This is a genomic window from Streptodolium elevatio, from assembly GCF_053592165.1.
On the sequence record NZ_JBSFVE010000013.1, the window covers coordinates 56285 to 76439 of the forward strand.

The 20155-nt window shown below is 72.2% G+C and carries 17 protein-coding genes; 8 read left to right on the plus strand and 9 right to left on the minus strand.

The features are described 5' to 3' along the window. Window positions 1–325: 325 nt before the first annotated feature. Window positions 326–2620, minus strand: a complete 2295-nt coding sequence (locus tag ACWD12_RS23465; RefSeq protein WP_450101164.1) for a glycosyltransferase family 39 protein — start codon at window positions 2618–2620, stop codon at window positions 326–328. Next, window positions 2566–3840 carry a glycosyltransferase gene (locus tag ACWD12_RS23470; RefSeq protein ID WP_450101165.1) on the minus strand — a complete coding sequence of 425 codons (1275 nt, stop codon included), beginning with the start codon at window positions 3838–3840 and terminating at the stop codon, window positions 2566–2568. Before ACWD12_RS23470 ends, ACWD12_RS23465 begins: the two co-directional genes overlap by 55 nt. Before the next feature lie 277 nt (window positions 3841–4117). Between ACWD12_RS23470 and ACWD12_RS23475 the strand changes: the two genes are divergently transcribed. Beyond that, window positions 4118–5374 carry a hypothetical protein gene (locus ACWD12_RS23475; RefSeq protein WP_450101166.1) on the plus strand — a complete coding sequence of 419 codons (1257 nt, stop codon included), beginning with the start codon at window positions 4118–4120 and terminating at the stop codon, window positions 5372–5374. A 3-nt stretch (window positions 5375–5377) separates the two neighbouring features. Further along, entirely contained in the window at window positions 5378–6727 is a 1350-nt protein-coding gene (locus ACWD12_RS23480) for an ABC transporter substrate-binding protein (RefSeq protein ID WP_450101167.1), read from the plus strand. On the opposite strand, the gene ACWD12_RS23485 is transcribed toward ACWD12_RS23480, so the two are convergent. The 3 genes from ACWD12_RS23485 to ACWD12_RS23495 all read right to left on the minus strand — a co-directional run bounded on the left by ACWD12_RS23485 (window position 6718) and on the right by ACWD12_RS23495 (window position 10391). Next, window positions 6718–8133 carry a HAMP domain-containing sensor histidine kinase gene (locus ACWD12_RS23485; protein ID WP_450101168.1) on the minus strand — a complete coding sequence of 472 codons (1416 nt, stop codon included), beginning with the start codon at window positions 8131–8133 and terminating at the stop codon, window positions 6718–6720. The two genes, ACWD12_RS23480 and ACWD12_RS23485, sit on opposite strands and share 10 nt — an antisense overlap. After that, window positions 8130–8855 carry a response regulator transcription factor gene (locus tag ACWD12_RS23490; RefSeq protein WP_450101169.1) on the minus strand — a complete coding sequence of 242 codons (726 nt, stop codon included), beginning with the start codon at window positions 8853–8855 and terminating at the stop codon, window positions 8130–8132. Before ACWD12_RS23490 ends, ACWD12_RS23485 begins: the two co-directional genes overlap by 4 nt. A 171-nt stretch (window positions 8856–9026) precedes the next feature. Beyond that, window positions 9027–10391 (minus strand): S1C family serine protease, encoded by a 1365-nt coding sequence (locus ACWD12_RS23495; RefSeq protein WP_450101170.1) that lies wholly within the window; start codon window positions 10389–10391, stop codon window positions 9027–9029. A 222-nt stretch (window positions 10392–10613) separates the two neighbouring features. On the opposite strand from ACWD12_RS23495, the gene ACWD12_RS23500 reads away from it, so the two are divergent. The 4 genes from ACWD12_RS23500 (at window position 10614) to ACWD12_RS23515 (ending at window position 14294) form a co-directional block, all read left to right on the plus strand. Then, on the plus strand, window positions 10614–11720 hold the full coding sequence (locus ACWD12_RS23500) for an alcohol dehydrogenase catalytic domain-containing protein (RefSeq protein WP_450101171.1): 1107 nt from the start codon (window positions 10614–10616) through the stop codon (window positions 11718–11720). 65 nt (window positions 11721–11785) lie between these two features. Then, on the plus strand, window positions 11786–12709 hold the full coding sequence (locus tag ACWD12_RS23505; protein WP_450101172.1) for a cyclase family protein: 924 nt from the start codon (window positions 11786–11788) through the stop codon (window positions 12707–12709). 234 nt (window positions 12710–12943) lie between these two features. Next, window positions 12944–13423 carry a MarR family winged helix-turn-helix transcriptional regulator gene (locus ACWD12_RS23510; protein ID WP_358362311.1) on the plus strand — a complete coding sequence of 160 codons (480 nt, stop codon included), beginning with the start codon at window positions 12944–12946 and terminating at the stop codon, window positions 13421–13423. Between the two features lie 208 nt (window positions 13424–13631). Continuing rightward, the gene (locus ACWD12_RS23515) at window positions 13632–14294 is read left to right on the plus strand and encodes a globin domain-containing protein (RefSeq protein ID WP_450101173.1); all 663 of its coding nucleotides are present in this window, start codon (window positions 13632–13634) and stop codon (window positions 14292–14294) included. A gap of 367 nt (window positions 14295–14661) precedes the next feature. Here the strand turns inward: ACWD12_RS23515 and ACWD12_RS23520 are convergent, their stop codons facing one another. Next, the gene (locus ACWD12_RS23520) at window positions 14662–15477 is read right to left on the minus strand and encodes an SDR family oxidoreductase (protein ID WP_450101174.1); all 816 of its coding nucleotides are present in this window, start codon (window positions 15475–15477) and stop codon (window positions 14662–14664) included. Between the two features lie 88 nt (window positions 15478–15565). Here ACWD12_RS23520 and ACWD12_RS23525 point away from each other — a divergent pair, with 88 nt between their 5' ends. Both ACWD12_RS23525 and ACWD12_RS23530 read left to right on the plus strand, forming a co-directional pair. Beyond that, window positions 15566–16423, plus strand: coding sequence for an enoyl-CoA hydratase/isomerase family protein (locus ACWD12_RS23525; RefSeq protein WP_450101175.1), 858 nt, complete (start codon window positions 15566–15568; stop codon window positions 16421–16423). A 14-nt stretch (window positions 16424–16437) separates the two neighbouring features. Continuing rightward, entirely contained in the window at window positions 16438–17484 is a 1047-nt protein-coding gene (locus ACWD12_RS23530; RefSeq protein WP_450101176.1) for a TIGR03617 family F420-dependent LLM class oxidoreductase, read from the plus strand. Window positions 17485–17606: 122 nt separating this feature from the next. On the opposite strand, the gene ACWD12_RS23535 is transcribed toward ACWD12_RS23530, so the two are convergent. The 3 genes from ACWD12_RS23535 to ACWD12_RS23545 form a co-directional block, all read right to left on the minus strand. Beyond that, window positions 17607–18218, minus strand: coding sequence for a dihydrofolate reductase family protein (locus ACWD12_RS23535; protein ID WP_358362303.1), 612 nt, complete (start codon window positions 18216–18218; stop codon window positions 17607–17609). A 472-nt stretch (window positions 18219–18690) separates the two neighbouring features. After that, window positions 18691–18888, minus strand: coding sequence for a hypothetical protein (locus tag ACWD12_RS23540; RefSeq protein ID WP_358355275.1), 198 nt, complete (start codon window positions 18886–18888; stop codon window positions 18691–18693). Between the two features lie 347 nt (window positions 18889–19235). Then, window positions 19236–20078, minus strand: a complete 843-nt coding sequence (locus ACWD12_RS23545; RefSeq protein ID WP_450101177.1) for an SDR family NAD(P)-dependent oxidoreductase — start codon at window positions 20076–20078, stop codon at window positions 19236–19238. Window positions 20079–20155 lie beyond the last annotated feature (77 nt).

Sequence of the window (20155 nt, forward strand, 5' to 3'; positions counted from 1 at the left end):
CCCGACGGCGGGGTGCGCGGCCTGATGCACGCGCAGCCGACAAGTGTGCGTGCACAGCCCAGTAGACCGCGAATCCGGCCCGTATGGTCGGAAACGCCGACGCTCGCCGGGTGGCGGATCGGGCGTGTCCGTCGGCGGGCCGCGCGGTCGTGGCGGCCCTCGAATCGCGTCCGTCGCCGCCTCCAGGCCCCGCTCCGCGCGTGGAAAGGGGCTTGCCTGACCGGGGGAGGCGCCGTAGGACGCACGTGGGTCGCGGTCCGCCCCCGGACCGCGACCCACGCATGGCGGTTCGTCCGCCGATTTCACCCCGTCGGGTGACGACCCGTCAGACCGCCGACTTCGGCTGGGTGAGGTCGTACAGCGTGGTGCCGTCGACGGTCTGGGCGGTGAAGTTGTCGGCGACCCACTTCGCGATCTCCTCCGAGGCGCCGCTGCCGCCCATGCGGGTCATGGACATCCCGTTGCCCTGGCCGATGAAGTAGTGCACCTTGCCGTCCGCGACGATCTCCTTGAACCGGTCGAGGGACGGCGCCGGGTCGCTGCCGTTGAAGCCGCCCATCGCCATGACCGGCTCTCCGGTCGCCAGTTGGTATCCCGAGGCACTGTTGGAGCCGACCGCGGCCGCCACCCAGGTGTAGTCCGAGGCGTTCTTCTCGAGCAGGTCGGTGACCGCCTTGCTCGGCTTGCTGCCGTCGAGGAGGCCGCCTGCCGGGCTGTTGCCGGGGCCGCCGTTGTAGCCCCGCACGTTCGGCATGCCCTGCGGACCGCCTTGTCGGGCGCCGTCCTGACCGGTGCCGCCCTGCGGGGCACCCGGCGAACCGTTCTGCCCGTCGGGCGTCTGGCCTCCGGGGACCTGCCCGCCCGGCGCCTGGCCGCCAGGTACCTGTCCATTCGGAGCCTGACCGCCGGGCATCTGCCCGTTCGGCGCCTGGACGGCCTGGCCGTTGGGACCGACGAGGAACAGCCCGGGGCCTCCGCCGCGGCCCGGACCGCCGCGCCCGCCAGGACCGCCGAAGCCCGCCGGACCGGCCGTGGGGATCGAACCCTCGTGCGGCGTCTTGGCCGTCTCGACGGAGTACGCGACCGGTGCCGCCAGGATCGCGGTGAGCGTCAGTCCGGCCGCGCCCACCGCCACGGTGCGGGCCGCGAACCGGGTCGTCGCCAGGAGGGCGACGGCCGCGAGCCCGCCCGCGACGAGGACGGCGTACCGCAGCCAGGGGTGGAAGTCGGGCGTGCGGTCCAGCAGGACGTACGCCCACCAAGCCGAACCCGCCACCGTCGCGGCCAGGAAGACCGCGGCCTTCCACGACCGGCGCTTCTGCCACAGCAGCACGCCGCCCATGCCGACCAGCGCGCCCACGGCCGGGGCGAGCGCCACGTCGTAGTAGGCGTGGAAGATGCCCTTCATGTAGCTGAACACCACGAGCGTCGTCACCAGCCAGCCGGCCCACAGCACGAACGCCGCGCGCTGCCCGTCGACCCGCGCCCGGCGGCGCGTCACCCACAGGCCGGCGAGCGCCAGCGCGAGGGCGGCCGGGATCAGCCAGGCGACCTGCCCGCCGTTCTCCGTGTTGAACATTCGGTCCCAGCCGGTCTCCCCCCAACCGCCTCGAATGGTCGGCATGTTGCCCGCCTCGGGCGTCGCGCCGTTCGGGAAGGTCACCATGCCGCCGCCCACGCTGCCGGTCTCCTCGCCGTTGAGGCGCCCGAAACCGTTGTAGCCGAGGGTGAGTTCGAGGATCGAGTTGTCCTGCGAGCCGCCGATGTACGGGCGCGAGGAAGCCGGCCACAGCTCCACGGTGAGGATCCACCAGCCCGCCGACGCGATCAGCGCGCCGCCCGCGGCCAGGAGCTGCCAGCCGCGGCGCCACCACCCGGTCGGCGCGAACAACAGGTAGGTGACGGCGAACGCGGGGACCACGACGAACGCCTGCATCATCTTGGTCAGGAAGCCGAAGCCGAGGAACACCCCGGCCCAGACCAGCCACTTGGTCGACGCCGTCTCCTGGGCGCGCAGCACCGCGTACGCCGCGGCCACCATCAGGAGCACGAGCAGGGCGTCGGGGTTGTTGAACCGGAACATCAGCGCCGCGACCGGCGTGCACGCCATCACCGCGCCGGCGACCAGCCCCGCGGCCGGCCCGAAGCGCCTGCGCACCGTGAGGTAGAGCAGGCCGACCGCGGCCACGCCCTCGAGCGCCTGCGGCACCAGCATGCTCCACGAGTTCATGCCGAAGACCCGGGCGGACAACGACATCACCCACAGCGACGCCGGAGGCTTGTCCACGGTGATGAAGTTCGCCGCGTCCGACGAACCGAAGAACATCGCCTTCCAGCTCTCGCTGCCCGCCTGGACGGCGGCGGCGTAGAACGAGTTGGCCCAGCCCGACTCGCCGAGGCTGTAGATGTAGAGGACCCCGGTCAGCAGCAGCAGCCCCAGCAGCGACGGGCGGACCCAGCGCGGATCGGCCTCGTTGCCCCGGACGAACCGCGCGCTGCGGTCGCGGGCGATCTGAGGTGCCGTCAATCTCGGGACGGCCGCGGTGTGTTCGGGATGGGTCGTGGTCACTTGGAGACCTCGGCAGTGGTGTCGGGCCGCGCGGCGGTGCGGAACACCCATACGCGCAGCAGGAGGAAGCGGACCAGTGTCGCGAGTGCGTTCGCCAGGACGAGTACGGTCAGCTCGACGCCCCGCGACGCACCGGGGGCGAACAGGTGCAGGCCGCTCAGCGCGAGGCTGGTGGCGGCGAGCCCGAGGGCGAACGCGATGCCGCCCTGGGCCTGGTGGCGCAGCGCGTTCGACCGCCCGCGGACCCCGAAGGTGAAGCGCCGGTTGGCGGCGGTGTTGGCGACGGCCGTGACCAGCAGCGCGAGGGCGTTCGCGGCCAGGGCCGGCATGCCGGTGCGCAGCACCGCGTAAAGGCCCATGAACGCCAGCGTGCTGAGCACCCCCACCACCGCGAAGCGCGGCAACTGCCGGCGCATGCCGGTGGGCAGCCGGGCGGCCTGCGTCCGGGCGGACATCGGGGCGCGGAACGTCCCGGCGAGGATCCGGCGTCCCACCCGGGCCATGCCGCGCAGGTCGTCCACCGCGGTGCGGACCACGTCGACGCGGCTGTCCGGGTCGTCCACCCAGTCCACCGGGACCTCGTGGATGCGCAGGCCGGACCGCTGCGCGAGAAGCAGGAGTTCGGTGTCGAAGAACCACGCCTCGTCCTCGACCAGCGGCAGCAGCTCCCGCGCGACGTCGCTGCGCGCGGCCTTGAAACCGCATTGCGCGTCCGAGAACCGCGCCGCCAGAGTCGTGCGCAGCAGCAGGTTGTACGTGCGCGACACGAACTCCCGCTTGGGGCCGCGGACCACGGCGGAGCCGCGAGACAGTCGGCTGCCGATCGCCACGTCGCTGTGCCCGCTCAGCAGCGGCGCCACCAAAGGCAGGAAGGCGTCGAGGTCGGTGGACAGGTCGACGTCCATGTACGCCACCACGTCCGCGTCGCTCGCGGCCCAGACATGGCGCAGCGCACGGCCCCGCCCCTTGAGGTCGAGGTGCACGGCGCGCACGTGCGGCAACTCCCGGGCGAGCCGCGACGCGACCGCCCAGGTGTCGTCGACGCTGGCGTTGTCCGCGACGGTGATGCGGAAGGCGTACGGGAATTCGGCCAGGAGGTAGGAGTGCAGCCGGGCGACGCTCCGCGCCAGAACGTGCTGCTCGTTGTAGACCGGCACCACCACGTCCACGAGTTGTTGGCGGCGTGGTGCGGAGTGCGCCGGTACGCCGGGCGGTTCGTCCGTCCCGGCACCGGTGTCCAGTGCTGTCGAGTGTGCGGGCGAGTGGTTCATGGGCCCCAACGCTCGGGGCGGGGGCTGGGAGGCGCCTGAGCCGATCCTTAACGGCGGATGAGAATGCCGGGACGAGACGGGACGGGACGGGACGGGACGGGGCGTGGCGATGCGTGGCGGTGCGGAGCGCGGGGCCGGTGCGCGCGCCGTGCCGGCGCCTCCCGGCCCGACGATCCGGACCTACACGATCAGTAGCGCCGCGTCAACGGGGAGTGCCGTGTGGCTTCCCGGGCTGCGGCTTCCTAAGGTGGGGGGCCGGCCGAGGGGAGCCCGCTCCATGATGCCTCGCACGACACCGCAACGACTGCGGGTGCTCGCGATGTTGCTCGTGTCCGCCGTTCTCCTGGTGGCGGCGGCATCCTGGACCCGGGTGGCGCAGGCCGGACAGGACGCCGACAACCTGCGTGAGCGGCGCCTGCCCGCCGTCCTGGCGCTGGAGCAGGTCGCCGAGGCGCTCACCGAGGCCGACCGGGCCGCGGTCGGCCAACTGGCTTCCGGGGCCTTCCCGTTGACCGGGCCGGGAACCGACTACCAGGACGCGGTCAAGACCGCCGGGCAGGCCCTCGCGGACGCCCGCGAGCGCATGGACGGCTCCGACCGCGCGTTGTCCCGGCTCCGCGCCGTGGACGGGCTCATCATCGAGTTCACCGGCCTCGTCGGGATGGCCCAGTCCGGACGCGAGGGACCGCAGGCGGTCGCCGGGATCGCCTACGCCTCCGAGCTGTTGCACGCACCCGACACCGGAATCCTGGCCCGCGTCGCCGAGTTGCGCGACACCGAACTCGCCGCGATCCGCGACACGCGGGACGGCTACTGGACTTCGACCGTCGCGGCCGTGCCGCTCGCGGTCGGCGCGGTCGCCGCACTGCTGCTGCTGGTCGGAACCCTGTGGTACCTGCGGCGCCGGTTCCGCCGCCACCTGAACCTGCCGTTAGTGCTGGCCCTGGCGGCGCTGCTCGCGTTGGCGGTCTGGGACCTCTCGAACGCCGCACGCACGCGTGACCGGATCGACACCGCGGCCGGCCCCGGGGTGACCCGCCTGGCGGAGCTGTGGCAGGCCCGAACCGCCGTGCAGCGCGTGGTCGGAGCCGAGTCGTTGGCGCTGGTCACGCGCGGGGTCGGCGTCGACCACCGGGCGGCCGCGGACGTGGCGCTGCGCGAACTCGCCGACCCGGCCCTCCCGGAGGCCACGGTACGCACCCGTGCGGCGGAAATGGCGGGCATCGTCGCCCAGTTGCGCGGCAGAGGCTTCGGGCCCGAACCCGACGGCATCGACCTGACGCCCCGGGACGAACGGTCCGTGCAACTCCTGATCGGCGGCGGCACCGGCACGCTCACCGTGGTGGCCGCCGCCGCGGACAACGGGATCGCCGACGCCATCGCCGCGGCCCGCCTCGACACCGAGCGGCGGCTCGCCGAGGCCGCCGACGACGAAGGCCTGGGCCTGGGCGGCCCGTTGCTGTGCACCGGCATGCTCGCCGCGGGGCTGTGGGGGCTGTGGCGGAGGTACGACGAATACCGGACGGGGGGCTGAGCCGTGGGATTCCGGATACGTGCCCGGTTGCGCCGCCGCACCGCGCTCCTGGTCGCCTTCGCGGCGTGTGCGACGGGCGTGGTGGCGTGCGCGGGCGACGACGACCGCCCGACGGTCACGGTGCTCGGCACCTGGACCGGGGCCGAGGCGACCGCGTTCGAGCGGGTCGTGGCGCCGTTCGAGCAGCGAACCGGCATCGACGTGGTGTACGAGGGCACCCGCGACGTCGACGCCGTGCTCGCCGCCCGCGTCGACGACGGCACGCCCCCGGACCTCGCCGCGCTCTCCTCGCCCGGGAACCTGATCCGGTTCGCCCAGGCGGGCCGCCTGGTCGCGCTGGACGACCTGCCCGGGCTCGCGGCGAGCGACCGGGACTACGCGGCGGACTGGGTGACCCTGGGCCGGGTCGGCGGCAAGCGCGTCGCGGTCGTGGTGAAGGCCGCGCTGAAGAGCCTGATCTGGTACGACCCGCGGACGCTTTCCGAACGCAGCCTCCGGCCGCCCGCCACCTGGTCCGAAATGACCTCGGTGGCGCAGGCGTTGGCCCGGGACGGCATCCGCCCGTGGTGCGTCGGCCTCGCGTCCAGCTCCGCTTCGGGCTGGCCCGGCACGGACTGGATCGAGGACATCGTGCTGTCCCGCTACGGCCCGGCGGTCTACGACCGGTGGGTGGAGGGCGAACTGGAGTGGACGTCGGAGCAGATCCGCGGCGCCTGGCGTACATGGGGCGACCTGCTCGCCGTCGGCGCCGACGGCGGCACCGGAACCGGCACCGGAACCGGGTCGGGCGGACCGATGCGCGCGCTGCTGACGCCCTACGACCGGGCGGGCGCCGATCTCGTCGCCGCCGAGCCGGGCTGCGGCCTGGAGCACCAGGCGTCGTTCGCGGCGGGCTGGTACGCGGCCGCCCCCGGCGGACCGGTGCCGGGCGTCGACTACGACTTCGTGCCCTTCCCGGCCTTCTCGCCGCCGGGAGCCTCCGGAGCCGGTCCCGGCGCGCCCGCGCGCGAAGTGGCCGGCGACGTGATGGCGATGTTCGACGACACCCCGGCGGCACGGGAGTTGATCGCCTACCTGGCCGGCACCGAGGCGCAGACGTTGTGGGTGCGCGAGGGGGCGTTGAGCGCGAACCGCGGCGTCCCGCCGACCGCGTACCCGTCGCAGCCGGTCGCTCAGCGGCTCGGCAAGGCGCTCGCCGACGCGGAGGCGATCCGGTTCGACGCGTCGGACCGGATGCCGGGGCCGATGCGCGGGGCGTTCCACCGTGCGGTCCTGGCCTACGTCGCCAACCCCGCGGACCTCGACGCGATCCTCCAGGACCTCGAGCAGGCGAGGCTCGCGGCCTACGCCTGACCCGGCGCCCTGCCGGTCCCGGGGAGCCGGACGCGGGCCAGCGTACCGCCGCCCTCGGCCGGTTCGAGCCCGACCGTGCCGCCGCTCTCCGCCACGGTGCGGGCCACGATCGCCAGCCCAAGGCCGGAGCCGGGCAGGGCGCGGGCGCTCGTGGACCGCCAGAACCGCTCGAAGACGTACGGCGCGTCCGCGGGGTCGATGCCTGGTCCGTGGTCGCGCACCGTCAACTCGCCGTCGCGCAGCTTCACGCCGATCACGCCGTCGGGCGGTCCGAACTTGACGGCGTTGTCGAGGAGGTTGAGCACGGCGCGCTCCAACTCCTGTTCCTCACCCCGCACGTGCCACGGTTCCAGGTCGACGGCGAACTCCACCTCGGGTCCGCGGAGCCGGGCACGCTCGACGGCGTTCCCGACGGCCGTGTGCAGGGCCGCGACACCGCTCGCCGGAGCGTTGCGCGCCCGATCGGGGCGGGCCAGTTCCAGCAGGTCGACCACCAGTCCCGAGAGCTCCCGGAGTTGCCCGCGTACGTTGCGCAGCAGGCGCTGCTTGTCGGAGGTCGGCAGGGGACGGTTCTGCTCCTCGCTGAGCAGCAGCAGATCGGTGTTGGTGCGCAGACTGGTCAGCGGCGTGCGGAGTTCGTGGCCCGCATCGGCGATCAGCCGCTGCTGCCGCTCGCGGGACGCCTTGAGCGCGCTCGTCATGGCGTTGAACGACGTTCCGAGGCGGGCGATTTCGTCCTTGCCCTCGACGGGGATGGTCGTGTCGAGGTCCTCGGTGCGTGCGATGTGCTCGACGACGTCCGTGAACTTGTCGACGGGCTTGAGGGCTGCCCGGGCGACAAGGACACCGGTCGTCGCGGCTCCGAGAATGCCGATGCCGGAGACGATCCCGAGGAGGATGCCGAGGTTTTCGAGGGACTTGTTGATGTCCGTCATGGGCCGCGCGACGGTGAACGTCAGCGTGGCGCCGTCCGGCCCCTTGTCCTGTCGTGTCAGGACCCGCATCTCGGTGCCGTTGGCATCGGTGGCATTGTGCAAGGCCTCGCGGCTACGGCCCTGGGCGACGTCAAGATCCGCTTGTGTCGGCGCGATCTCGTAGGCGAAGGGTGAGGCGCACACGGTGCCGTCGCGGAAGAGGATTTGTCGCGTCTCGGGAAGCTTCAACTTGCCGTTCTCATCCGGCTCCCCGAACAGTGGGGCTCGTTCCCCGATTTGGCAGCCGGAACTCTCCGGGACGAAGAGAACGCGCGCGGGTGGTGCAGCGGTGCGCAGGGACTGGTCCAGTTGCGACACAAGTTGGTCCCTCGTCAAGAACCAGCACGCGACCGACGCGCCGATGATCGCGATGGCGACGGCCGAGGCGGTCATCATGGCGAGCCGGGCACGCAGCGGCAGCCGCCGCTTCACGACGAACCCTCCGGCGCTCTCAGCACATAGCCCACCCCGCGCACGGTGTGCACGAGGCGCGGCATGCCACCCGCCTCGGTCTTGCGGCGCAGGTACATGACGTACACGTCGAGCGAGTTCGAGGACGGTTCGAAGTCGAACCCCCAGACGTTGCGCAGGATCTGCTCGCGCGTCAGCACCTGGCGCGGGTGCGTCAGCAGCAGTTCCATCAACGTGTACTCGGTGCGGGTCAGCTCGATCGTGCGGCCCGCGCGGGTGACTTCCCGGGATCGGGTGTCCATGCGCAGGTCGGCGAACTCCAGGACCGCGTCGTCCGCCGTCTCGCCGCCCGCCCCGGCCATCGCGCTGCGCCGCAGCAACGCGCGTACCCGGGCGAACAGTTCGTCCAGCTCGAAGGGCTTGACCAGGTAGTCGTCGGCGCCCGCGTCGAGCCCGGTGACCCGGTCGCCCACCGCGTCGCGCGCGGTGAGCATGAGGATCGGCACCGTCTCGCCGCGTCCGCGCAACCGCCGGGCGGTCGTGAGGCCGTCCATGCGCGGCATGAGCACGTCGAGGATCACCAGGTCCGGGACTTCGCGTTCCAGCGCGTCGAGCGCGGCGAGCCCGTCGGGGGCGAGCGCGACGGTGTAGCCCTCGTAGCGGAGGCTGCTTTCCAGCGCCTCGCGTACGGCCGGCTCGTCGTCGACGACCAGGATCCGGGCGCCGGGCGCGGGGCCGCTCATCGGGGACTCACGGGATTCATCGGGGACGGGATCTCCTGTCGGGCGCGTGGCCGCGGGCGCGTGGTGGGCGGCCGCGGTGTCCGGTGGTTCACGCTGCCATGCCCCGGCACCGGTGCGCCGGAGGGCGCACGGTGCCGGGGCGGTGTGTCGCGGCTCGGCTCGCACGTTTACTCACGCCTTGGCACCGGACTCCAGGTCGCCGAGAAGGGCCTTCACCTGGTTGACCGGGATCGCGAAGCCGAGGCCGACGCTGCCCGCGTCGCCGCCGAGCGCGCCCGAGGTCGGCGAGTAGATGGCCGAGTTGATGCCGATGACGCGGCCGTTCATGTCCAGCAGCGGCCCGCCGGAGTTGCCGGGGTTGATGGAGGCGTCGGTCTGGATCGCGTGGTACGTCGTCCCGTCCGACTGGTCGGCGCTTTCGTCGGTACCGCCGAACGGCAGCCCGCTGCCCTGGCCGGAGTCCGACGACGGCACGGTCACCTCACGGTTCAGCGCGCTCACGATCCCGGACGTCACGGTGTTGGTCAGGCCCTCGGGGGAGCCGATCGCCACGACCGAGTCGCCGACGGCGACCGAGTCCGAGTCGCCGAGGGTGGCCGGATTGAGGTCGTCGACGCCGTCGACCTTGATGACGGCCAGGTCGCTGGCGCTGTCGGTGCCGACCACGGTGGCCTCGGCGGTGCGGCCGTCGGTGAACTTGACGGTGATGGTCCCGCCGTCCGAACCCTCGACGACGTGGGCGTTGGTGAGGATCTTGCCGTCTGCGCTCAGGACGAGGCCGGAGCCGCTGGAGGAGGTGCGGCGCGTCGTGACGCTGATCTCGACCACGCTCGGCAGGACCGCCTTGGCGACCGCGGCGATACCGGTGGCATTCATGTCGGCCACCGACTGCACGGGCGCGCTGCCGGTGGCCGTGTAGGTGGCGGACGGCGAGTCGTCGGCGAACTCGCCGCCGACCCAGCCGCCCGCGATGCCGCCGAGCAGCCCGGCGGCGAGCGCGGCCGCGACGGCGAGGGCCACGCCGCGGCGCTTGAGCGAGGGCCGCTTCGCGGTCGAGCCGGTCGTGTCGGCCGGGCCGGATGTACCGGCAGCCGTGCCCTCGGTGCCGTCCGCGGCCCCCGGGCCGACCGGCGGCGGTCCGAGCGGGTACGCCCTGAACCGGTGCGGGTGCGGGGTCAGGCTCGGGTTCGCGTTCGTGTTCGAGTCGGGCCCGGCCGGTGCGCCAGGGGCAGACGTACCGCCGACCGAGCCCTCACCGGCCGCCACGCCCGCACTCGCCACGCTTCCAGCCGCCGCGGCTCCGCCCGTCGGAGCTTTGCCCCACGCGGCCCCGTCGCCCGCGTCGCCCGCGGCACCCGCGGCCGCGTGGTCGCCGGGCGTCGGCGAGTCGATGACGAATATCGGGGCCTCCTCGACGGGGGCCGGAGGCGGAGGCGATGTGGGGGCGGCGCCGAAAGCCGCCTCCTGCGGCACAGCAGCCTCAGACGCCCCATCGGCGTACGGGTCCTGACCGGGGTTCCGGGGTGTCGTGTCCATGCATCAGAGCTTCGGCCCGGTTTCTGAGAATCCGCTGAGCGCGCCATGAAGTGTCGCCTCAATCTCCGGGCCGTGCCCGCCTCGCGGCCACCCCGCCCGCCACCTGCGCCCACTCCCCGATGTCGGGTGACGGACGCCCTTGACCCTTGCAGGGGCCGGTGGCTAAATCGGAGCCGGTCGCCTGGGGATCTCCGGGGGCCGATCGGCTAGGAGGAGAAGTACATGCGCGCGATCCTGCACACGGACAAGGGTGTCGAGACTCGGGACGACGTGGAGGTGCGCGACCCCGAGGCCGGCGAGGTCCTCGTACGGATCGCCGCGACCGGTGTGTGCCACAGCGACGTGAGCGTCCTGGAGGGCGTCATCGAGTGGCCCGCCCCCGCGGTGCTCGGCCACGAGGGCGCGGGCATAGTCGAGAAGGTCGGTGCGGGCGTCACCGCCGTCGTGCCGGGCGACCACGTGGTGATCACCACCATCGCCGCGTGCGGCATGTGCCGCTACTGCCAGACCGGCCACCCCAACCGCTGCCGCCAGACGCTGGGCAATCGCAGCACGCCGTTCTCGATCGGCGGCGAGCCGGTGTGGAACTTCGCGGGGGCCTCGACGTACGCCGAGATGACCCTCGTCAAGGAGATCCAGTGCGTCACGATCCCCAAGGACGTGCCGCTGACCTCCGCGTGCCTGGTGCCCTGCGGCGTGGTGACCGGCGCGGGCGCGGTGCTCAACCGCGCGAACGTGCTGCCCGGTCAGACCGCCGCGGTCATCGGGCTGGGCGGCGTCGGGCTGGCCGCGGTGCAGGCGCTGCGCCTCAAGGGCGCCGGGCGGGTCGTCGGCATCGACACCGTGCCCGGCAAGTTCGACCTGGCCCGGCAGTTCGGCGCGACCGACTTCGTGCAGGCCGGCAAGGGCGTCGACGTCGCCGACGAGATCCGCACGCTGTTCCCGTACAGCGAGGACCAGAAGGTCGGCACGTTCGGCGCGGGCGGCGTCGACTGGATCTTCGAGTGCACGGGTGTTCCGGCGGTTCTGGAGAACGCCCTCGAAGCCCTCGACTGGGGCGGCACGTTGATCGCCGTCGGCCAGCCCTCGCAGACCGCCACCGCGAACATCCGCATCGCCAACCTTCTCCAGTGCGACCGGGGAATCCTGGGCACCCGGGCCGGCGGTGTTCGGCCGCACGAGGACATCCGGGCGATCGTCGAGCTTTACCGGCAGGGGAAGTTCGACCTCGACGCGCTTGTGTCGAAGGTCTATCCGTCGGACGCATTCAACGACGTTCTCGACGACATGCACAACGGCCGCATCGCGCGCGGCGTACTCGCTTTCTGACCGGGTTCCGGTCGGCCGTGTCCGAGTGGTGAGAACGCGTTCCACCGAGCTTCGGGGAGGATCAGATGGAACAGCAGTCCGGCACGGCCATCGGCAACTGGGGTCGCTGGGGTGACGAGGACGAGCGCGGCACGCTCAACCTGATCGAGCCCAAGGGCGTCGCCGCGGCGGCGCACGAGGTGCGGACCGGTCAGGCGTACGCGCTCGGCCTGCCCATCCAGCGTGAGGGCGCGCCCATCTTCGACTACCGGGGCGCGCCCCAGCGGCTGACCCTGACCAGCCAGACCGACAACATGTTCGACGACTTCCCCGGCGGCAAGGAGGTCGGGGCGAACGAGGACGTCCTGGTCATCGCGTCGCACAGCATCACGCACATGGACGCGCTGTGCCACGTGCAGCACCGGGGCAAGTTCTACAACGGGTTCGACGCGTCGACGTTCCGCACCCACACGGGTGCCGAGCGTTGCGGCATCGAGAAGCTGGGTGCGTTCGCCACGCGCGCGGTGCTGCTCGACCTGCCGCGGCACCAGGGTGTGGACTTCCTGGAGCCGGGGGCCACCATCACCCGCGCCGACCTGGAGGGGTGCGCCGAGGCGCAGGGGGTCGAGGTACGCCCGGGCGACGCGCTGCTGGTGCGCACCGGCCACCTGGACAACTGGCGTACCGAGACCTCCGCCGGGCGCGAGGTGTCGTTCGCGCAGGCGGGACTCGGGCTCGACGCCGTCTCCTACATCCGCGACCACGACATCAGCGCGGTCGGCTCGGACAACAGCGCGATCGAGGTCATCCCGTTCGACGCCGAGACGTTCCTCGCGGTGCACATCGCGTTGCTCGTGGAGTCCGGCGTACCGCTCATGGAGCACCTGTGGCTGAGCGACCTCGCCGCCGGGATGGCCGAGGCCGGCACGTGGTCGTGTCTGCTGACCGTGACACCGCTCCCGGTGACCGGGGCAACGGGGAGCCCCATCAACCCGGTTGCCATTGTCTGAACGGTCGGGCGCTGCCATAGTTCGGAGATGGTTCGCAGGGGCCCCGAATTTTCGGTGTGCCGGACGGAATGACCCGTGCGGCGTACCGTGACCGACAGGCCGTCTCGGTCTCGTTTCCTCCGTCGAGACCGAGACGGCCGCCGGGGATTGCGTACGGCGATAACCCGGTCCGGTGTAACGTTCCGGAAATCGGTTTATTAAATTGACGAAGTCAAGTACTGGTACGATGGCATCGTGAACTCCACCGACAATGTCGACGCGATCCAGCGGGCACTGGAAGCCCTCTTCCGCCGCAATGCCAGCCGCCGAGTCTACGCGCGCCAGGCAGCGGTCGCCGGGGCCACCATTTCGCAGCCCGCGTATGTGCTGCTGCGCCGCGTCAAGAAGGCCGGTCCGCTTCCGATGGGCGAGCTCGCCCGGCTGACCAACATGGACCCGGGCGCCACCGCCCGGCAGGTCGGCCAACTCGAGCGCGAGGGCTACGTCAAGCGCTCGCCGAGCCCCGACGACGGCCGGGTCAGCCTCGTGTCGCTGACGCCCCGCGGGGACGCGGTCCGGCGCCGCCTCACATCGGTGATGGACCAGCATCTGAACGAGATGCTGTCGAAGTGGAGCGAGGAGGACCGTGCGGCGTTCGCGGTGCTCCTGAACCGCTTCGTCGAGGACATGGCGGCGACCGAGCTGCACGCGACCGTGGAGGACGAGACGGCCTGAGGCCCGGGGTTCCCGGGCGGGGATCCGGCCCGCAGCCGCCGCAGCCACCGGTGGCCCGGCCGAGCCAAGGCCATCCGGGTATTTTGCCGAACGGACAACCGAACGTTCATGCGGCAACGGGCAGTTGCCCGTAGCATCGCGGGATGTGACCCTCGACCCCTGAGTCCTGCGCCGCAGTTTCGCCATCGTCGAACGCTGCGCGGACCGGATGGCGAAGTACTTCTACGCTCGTCTCTTCCGCGAACACCCGGGCGTACGAAGCCTGTTCCCGGACGACATGGCCGACCAGCGCGACCGGCTCTTCGGCGCCCTGACCGCCGCGGTCGCACACGTGGACGACGCCGACGTGCTGGTGCCGTTCCTGCGCGGCCTCGGGGCGGACCATCGGCGGTTCGGTGCGGTGGCCGCGCACTACCCGGCGGTCGGGCAGGGCCTCGTGGCGACGATCCGGTTCTTCTCCGGCGATGCGTGGAGTGCCGAGGTCGAGGCCGCGTGGAAGGCGGCGTACGACGTCATCGCGGGGGTGATGGTCGAGGCGGCACGGCAGGCGGAGGCGGCGGGGGAGCCCGCGGTGTGGGACGCCAAGGTGCCGCGGCGCGAACGGCCCGCGCCGACCGTCGCGACGTTCACGCTCCAGGTCGAGCCGGACTACCCCTTCCGGGCCGGGCAGTACCTGAGCCTGACGCTGCACGAGGCCGAAGTGCGCAACGTATGGCGGGACCGGCTGGGGAGCGGTCAAGGCGCTCGTCGAGGGCTACGCGCTGCGCTGCCCCGACCGGCACGCCACACTACTGCTCGCGGCGCGCGGCAGCGACGACGTCTACGACGCGGCGGCCGTCGAGCAGTTGCTGCGCCGCTGCCCGCGCCTTGAAGCGTGGGCGATCCTGCCGGCGCGGGACCGTCCCGGCGACGAACTTCCGGTCGCGTTGCGTCGGCACTGCCCGGGGCCGGAGACGGAGGCGTACCTTGCCGGGCCGGCCGGGATGGTCGGGGCCGCGCGCTCGAGGCTCAGCGGCCTCGGCGGGCTCCCGGCGGAGCGCATCCGGCACGACTCGCAGCCCGAGGAGGTCGGCGCGTCCCGCGCGATGACGCCCGCGGACTGGTTCCTGCAGCGGCCCCCGGTGCCCTGGATCAGGCGCCCGGAACCGGGTCTCTGATCGCGAACGGGCGGCCGGGGGCCGTCGGTTGCCGGAATTCGGCGGGCATGTGCCACGCCGGCGCCAGGCGCTGTGTCGGGGCTACGCCAGGCCGGAGAAGTCGACGTTGCCGACCGTGAGACTGGCGTTGAAGCCGCCGTCCAGGTTGAGGTTCACGCCGTTGACGAAGACGGACGCGTCCGCTCCCAGGAACGCGAGGCCCAGCGCCACGTCCAGGCCGGTGGCGAGGCGGCCGTTGCCCTGCGACACGTTCCAGTCGATCACCTTGTCGGACATCGTCTTGCGGAAGTCCGGCAGCAGCGGCGTGTCGATCGGCGACGGGCAGATGCTGTTGACGCGAAGTCCCTTGGCGGCAGCGGTCTTTGCGTAGTGCATCGTGTAGACCTGCACGATCTCCTTGGAGTAGGAGTACGCCTCGACCTCGCGCGTCGCCAGCTCCGCCTGGGCCTCGTCCCAGCCGTCGATCGCGATGAGGGCCTTGATGTCCTCCAGGTGCGGCGCCCAGCCGAAGCCCGCGATGGAGGCGGTGTTGACGATCGCGCCGCCCGTACGGATCGTGCCGTTGTCCACCAGCGCCTCGGTCAGTCGGCGCAGGCCCAGGTAGTTCACGCCGAAGACGACGGGGGCGGGCAGCGTGCCGGCCACCCCCGCGTTGTTGAACAGGACGTCCAGCGGCCCGGCGGCGGTGATCGCGGCGATGGCGGCGTCCACGGACGCGGGGTCGTTCAGGTCGGTTCGCAGGAACGTGTGGGCCGAACCCGTCGGCTCCTTCACGTCCAGGACCGTGATGTGCTCCGCGCCCAGGTCGGTCAGCAGCTCGACCAGGGCGGCGCCGACGCCCGAGTAGCCGCCGGTGACGACGACGCGCTTGCCTGCGTAGCTGAACGGGCTGGTCATGTGGGCATCTCCTCCGAGGTGGTGCGGGAGCCCGGTCAACGTATAACCGTCGCTTGACACGGTCAAGAGTGCTGCCTAGCGTCGCCGGGTGGGCACAACAGCGAACAATTCCGTGGACGGGCCGCCGGTCCGGCTCGACATCGCCGACGGCGTCGCCGTGATCACCCTCGACCGGCCGGACCGGTTGAACGTGTTCTCGGGCGGCATGGGCGTCGCACTCGGGGAAGCCTATGCCCGATGCGACGCCGACGACAGCGTGCGCGCGGTGGTGCTGACCGGCGCGGGCCGCGCGTTCTGCGCGGGGGCGGACATCGCGCCGTCGTCCGGCAGCTTCGACGCGCCCAGGTCGCCGGGGGAGTTCACCGCCTCGCCGGTTTCGCCGCCGGCCTTCCGGGTGCGCAAGGCGGTCATCGCCGCGGTCAACGGGCACGCGATCGGCATCGGCCTGACGATCGCCCTGGAGTGCGACATCCGGTACGTCGCGACGGACGCCAAACTGGCCGTGCCGCAGGTGCGGCGCGGCATGGTGCCGGACGCGCGCTCGCACTGGACGCTGGCCCGGGCCACCTCGCAGGCGGTGGCCGCCGACATCCTGCTCACCGGCCGCACGTTCCTCGGGACGGAGGCAGTCGCCCTCGGCGTCGCGTCGCGGGCGCTGCCCGCGGACGAGGTGCTGCCCGCGGCGCTGGAGACCGCGCGCGACATCGCGGCGAACGTGAACCCGCTGTCGTCCGCGCTGAGCAAGCGGCTGCTGTGGCTCGACGAGGCGGGGACGGGGGACCGGGTCGAGGAGTTGGAGACGGCGTACCACCGCCTGTTGATGGGCACCCCGGACGCCAAGGAGGGGCCGCGCGCGTGGATGGAGCGCCGGACGCCGGACTGGACGTCGCGGGTCTCCGAGCAGTGGGACCGTGTGCTGGAGACGGAACGGGACGGACGCAAGTGAACCAGGAGCCGAACGTGTCGAAACTTCCCCCGCTCGACGTCATGGCCGCGGGCAAGGGCCTGCGCGAGACGGGCGCGACCGCCGCCGACGCGGAGCGCGCCGGCTTCGACGGCCTGTGGCTGACCGAGGGCGGCCGTACCGCCTTCGGTGCCGCGACCGCCGCCGCGCTCGCCACCTCCTCGCTCACCGTCGGCACCGGCATCGCGGTCGCATTCGCGCGAAGCCCGATGGTCGCCGCGGCTGCCGCCCGAGAGCTCCAGGAGGCGACCGGCGGGCGCTTCGTCCTCGGCCTCGGCACGCAGGTCCGCGCGCACGTCGAACGCCGCTACTCCGCCGAGTTCGACCGCCCCGGCCCCCGCCTGCGCGAGTACGTCGAGTCGGTACGTGCCATCTGGCGGGCCTTCCGCGGCGAGGAACGCCTGCGCTACCAGGGCGAGTTCTACCGGTTCAGCCTCATGACGCCGGAGTGGTCGCCGGGCCCGACGGACCTCCCCGACCCGGAGATCTATCTCGCCGGCGTCAACCCGTGGATGCTCCGCATGATCGGCGAGATCGGCGACGGCCTGCACGTGCACCCGCTGCACAGCACCCGCTACCTCGACGAGGTGGTACGCCCCGAACTCGCCGCGGGAGCAACCCGATCCGGGCGTACCGCCGCCGACGTCACGGTGGTCGTCCCGGTCATGACGGCGACCGGCGAAACCGACGAGGAGATTGCCGCGCAGCGCGACAAGCTCCGCATGCGCCTCGCGTTCTACGGGTCCACGCCCGGCTACGCGAAGGTGTTCGAGACGCACGGCTGGGACGACCTCCAGCCCTCCCTGAACCGGCTGTTCGCGGCGAAGGACACCGCCGGCATGGCGGCGGCCATCAGCGACGAGGTGCTCGACGCGCTGACCGTCTCGGCTCCGTGGCACGAACTCGCCGCGGCCCTCGCCGACCGCTACCGCGGCGCGGCCGACCGGCTCATCGCATACTCGGCGGTGAGCACCTGGAACTCGCCCGCGGACGTGGAGCGTTGGGCGTCGGTGGTGGCCGACTGGCGCAAGCTGTCGCAGTAGCCCGGAGCAGGTGGCGTCCGTCCGTCCGGCCCGAGCCCGGACCGGACGGACGGACGGACGGACGAGCACACCACCACCCGCGCACCGCTACCCCGCCGCCGCGGAGGCGGGGTGCCCGTTCGCTACTCGCCCTGCGCGAGGTGCGCCTTGGCCTCTTCGTACCCGGCGTCCGCGGGCGCCTCGGCCGGGCCGTACACGAGGTGCACAACGCCGGTACTGAACGCGGTCGACGACTTCAGCGCGAGCGGCAGCGTGGTCTCCGCCTCGTCGAACAGCCGCAGCCCCTTGCGGACCGCGATCGGGTGGACCAGCAGGTGCAGTTCGTCCAGCAGCCCGGCGGCGAGCAACTGACGTACCACCGACACCGATCCGCTCAGCGAGATGTCGCCGCCCGGCTCGTTCTTCAGCGCCGTGACCGACTCCACGAGATCGCCGGTGAGCTGCTCGGAATTGCGCCACGTCAACTCGAGCGCACGGTTCGACACCACGATCTTGCGCATGTCGCCGAGCGACTTGGCGAAGCCCGCGTCGTCGCCGCCCTCGGCCTCGCGCCCGGGCCACGCCCCGGCGAAGCTGTCGTACGTCTCGCGGCCGAGCAGAAGGGTGTCGGCCGACCCCATGAGCGACCCCACCGCCTCGCCCATCTCGTCGTTGAAGTACGGGAAGTGCCACTGGTCCGGCGCCTCGACGACGCCGTCGAGCGAAATGAACAGGCCGGCGGTGATCTTCCTCATGGCGGTTCCTCCGAAGGTTCGTGCGTGGTGGTTGCCGTGTCATGAGATAGGACGGCAACGCGGGCACGGACTCATCGGTGCACGGGGACCCTTTTCCGTGCCTCTTCCCGATGTCGCCCCGACGTCTTCCCGACCTCCTCGCCCGACCTTCCGTACGACTCCCGCTATGCGGCCGACCGACCCCGTTCGTGAAGCGTGGCTTAACGGTCATTGCGATAACTGCGGTTGTTGCGCGCACCGGCGCTGAGCAGGATGAACGTCGTGAAGAACATCGAGATCACGCCACTGGCGCCGGAAGGCGGCGGCAAGTACGCGGGCCCGTGCTGCGGCGAGGGCTCGGCGTAGGGCCGCTCCGCGGCCGGTCGTGGACCGTACCCCACGACCGGCCGCGCGCAGCAGGCCGCCGAGACCGGTGCGTCGTCGCTCGGGGACGACGCACCGGTACCGCCGCACGTGTTCGGTATAGCGAGCGTCAGACCGGCAGGACCTGGTCCGGCCGTACCGTGACCGTCACCTGGCGCGTGCCCCCCATCACGCCCGGGACCGTGAACGCGACCGAGACCCCCCGGAACCCGACGCTGGTGACCACCCCCTCCGCGTACTGCGGCACATAGGGCTTGCTCCAGCTCTCGATGTCGGAATTGGCGATGACCGGGTCGCCGATTTTCATGCCGCGTCCCCTCCTTGGGAATGGACCGGAAGGCAGTGAGCGAATCAGTCAACCCCCGAGGCCCGGAACCGGCATGCGCTTTTCCGGAAACCACCCCATCGGGTGAAGGGCCATGACACGCTCCGAACGGCGTTGCCGAAAAGCGCCCCTGCGCGCCCCGCGCGTCGCGGCGTACCAACGCCCGTCCACGACAAGCCCGTTGCCGTGCGCGGTCACCCGGCGCCGTCGGGCTCGATGTACTGGCTGAGGACGACGATCGGCAGGGCCGGGAACTCGGCCCGCAGCGCGACCCGGGGCACGCACGCGGGCGTCGCCGGCACCGATCCCGCGTGCGGTACGCCTCGGAGCTACAGCGCCGGGTCGCGGAAGCCGGCGGGCGGCTTGACCCCGCCGGCCGGGCCGGGCACGCCGCGGAACTTGTACGGCAGCGGCTCCCGGCCCGCCTGCACGACCCATGCCCGGCCGGTCTCGGCGGACGTGAGGCAGCCCAGCACCGCGGCGGCGATGTCCTCGGCCCGGATCAGCGGCATGCCCTGGTCCTCGAGGTAGGCCTTGGCGCCGCCGAGCAGCGGCGTGTCCGTGAGTCCCGGGCACACCGCGTTGATGGTGACGCCCCGCTCGGCCAGGTCGGGCGCCAGGGCCCGGACCAGCCCGATCACGGCGTGCTTGGTCGCGGTGTAGACGGGATCGCGCGGGAACGCGACCAGGCCCGCGAGGGAGGACGTGGCGACCAGGCGGCCCCCGCCGCGTGCCTCGAGGGCGGGGAGAAGCGCCCGGGCGCCGAAGACGACGCCGTCGACGTTGATCGCCATGATGCGGCGGTACTGGGCGTCCGAGAGCGAGCCGATACCGGCGCCGCCGGTGTCCACACCGGCGTTCAGGAACCCGATGTCGATGCCGCCGAAGACCTTGGTGACGTTCTCGACGAGACGCGTCCAGTCGGCGGGAGAGGTGACGTCGAGTTCGGCGTACCAGGCCCCGAGGGAGTCCGCGGCGCGGTGTCCGGCCTCGGTGTCGATGTCGGCGACGACCACCTGGGCGCCGGCGTCGATGAGTGCGCGGCAGGTTGCGTAGCCGATGCCGGAGGCGCCGCCGGTGACGACCGCGACCTTGTCGGCCAGGTCGTACGGGGCGGGATCCGGGGAGGTCTCGGGGTCGCCGTCCGCCCCGCCGTCAACGCCGTCCACCACGCGTCCCCCTCCGCCTGCGGGCCGTTGCACGGACACGACCGCCCTGGATTGTGCCCCTATGGCGGGTGTCACGTCCA

Coding starts and splice junctions, on each gene's coding strand:
- ACWD12_RS23540 (WP_358355275.1), bottom strand. CDS start 18,888: ATGAAAATCGGCGACCCGGTCATCGCCAATTCCGACATCGAGAGCTGG.
- ACWD12_RS23475 (WP_450101166.1), top strand. CDS start 4,118: ATGATGCCTCGCACGACACCGCAACGACTGCGGGTGCTCGCGATGTTG.
- ACWD12_RS23495 (WP_450101170.1), bottom strand. CDS start 10,391: ATGGACACGACACCCCGGAACCCCGGTCAGGACCCGTACGCCGATGGG.
- ACWD12_RS23500 (WP_450101171.1), top strand. CDS start 10,614: ATGCGCGCGATCCTGCACACGGACAAGGGTGTCGAGACTCGGGACGAC.
- ACWD12_RS23465 (WP_450101164.1), bottom strand. CDS start 2,620: ATGGGTGTTCCGCACCGCCGCGCGGCCCGACACCACTGCCGAGGTCTC.
- ACWD12_RS23490 (WP_450101169.1), bottom strand. CDS start 8,855: ATGAGCGGCCCCGCGCCCGGCGCCCGGATCCTGGTCGTCGACGACGAG.
- ACWD12_RS23520 (WP_450101174.1), bottom strand. CDS start 15,477: ATGACCAGCCCGTTCAGCTACGCAGGCAAGCGCGTCGTCGTCACCGGC.
- ACWD12_RS23515 (WP_450101173.1), top strand. CDS start 13,632: ATGGCGAAGTACTTCTACGCTCGTCTCTTCCGCGAACACCCGGGCGTA.
- ACWD12_RS23535 (WP_358362303.1), bottom strand. CDS start 18,218: ATGAGGAAGATCACCGCCGGCCTGTTCATTTCGCTCGACGGCGTCGTC.
- ACWD12_RS23470 (WP_450101165.1), bottom strand. CDS start 3,840: ATGAACCACTCGCCCGCACACTCGACAGCACTGGACACCGGTGCCGGG.
- ACWD12_RS23505 (WP_450101172.1), top strand. CDS start 11,786: ATGGAACAGCAGTCCGGCACGGCCATCGGCAACTGGGGTCGCTGGGGT.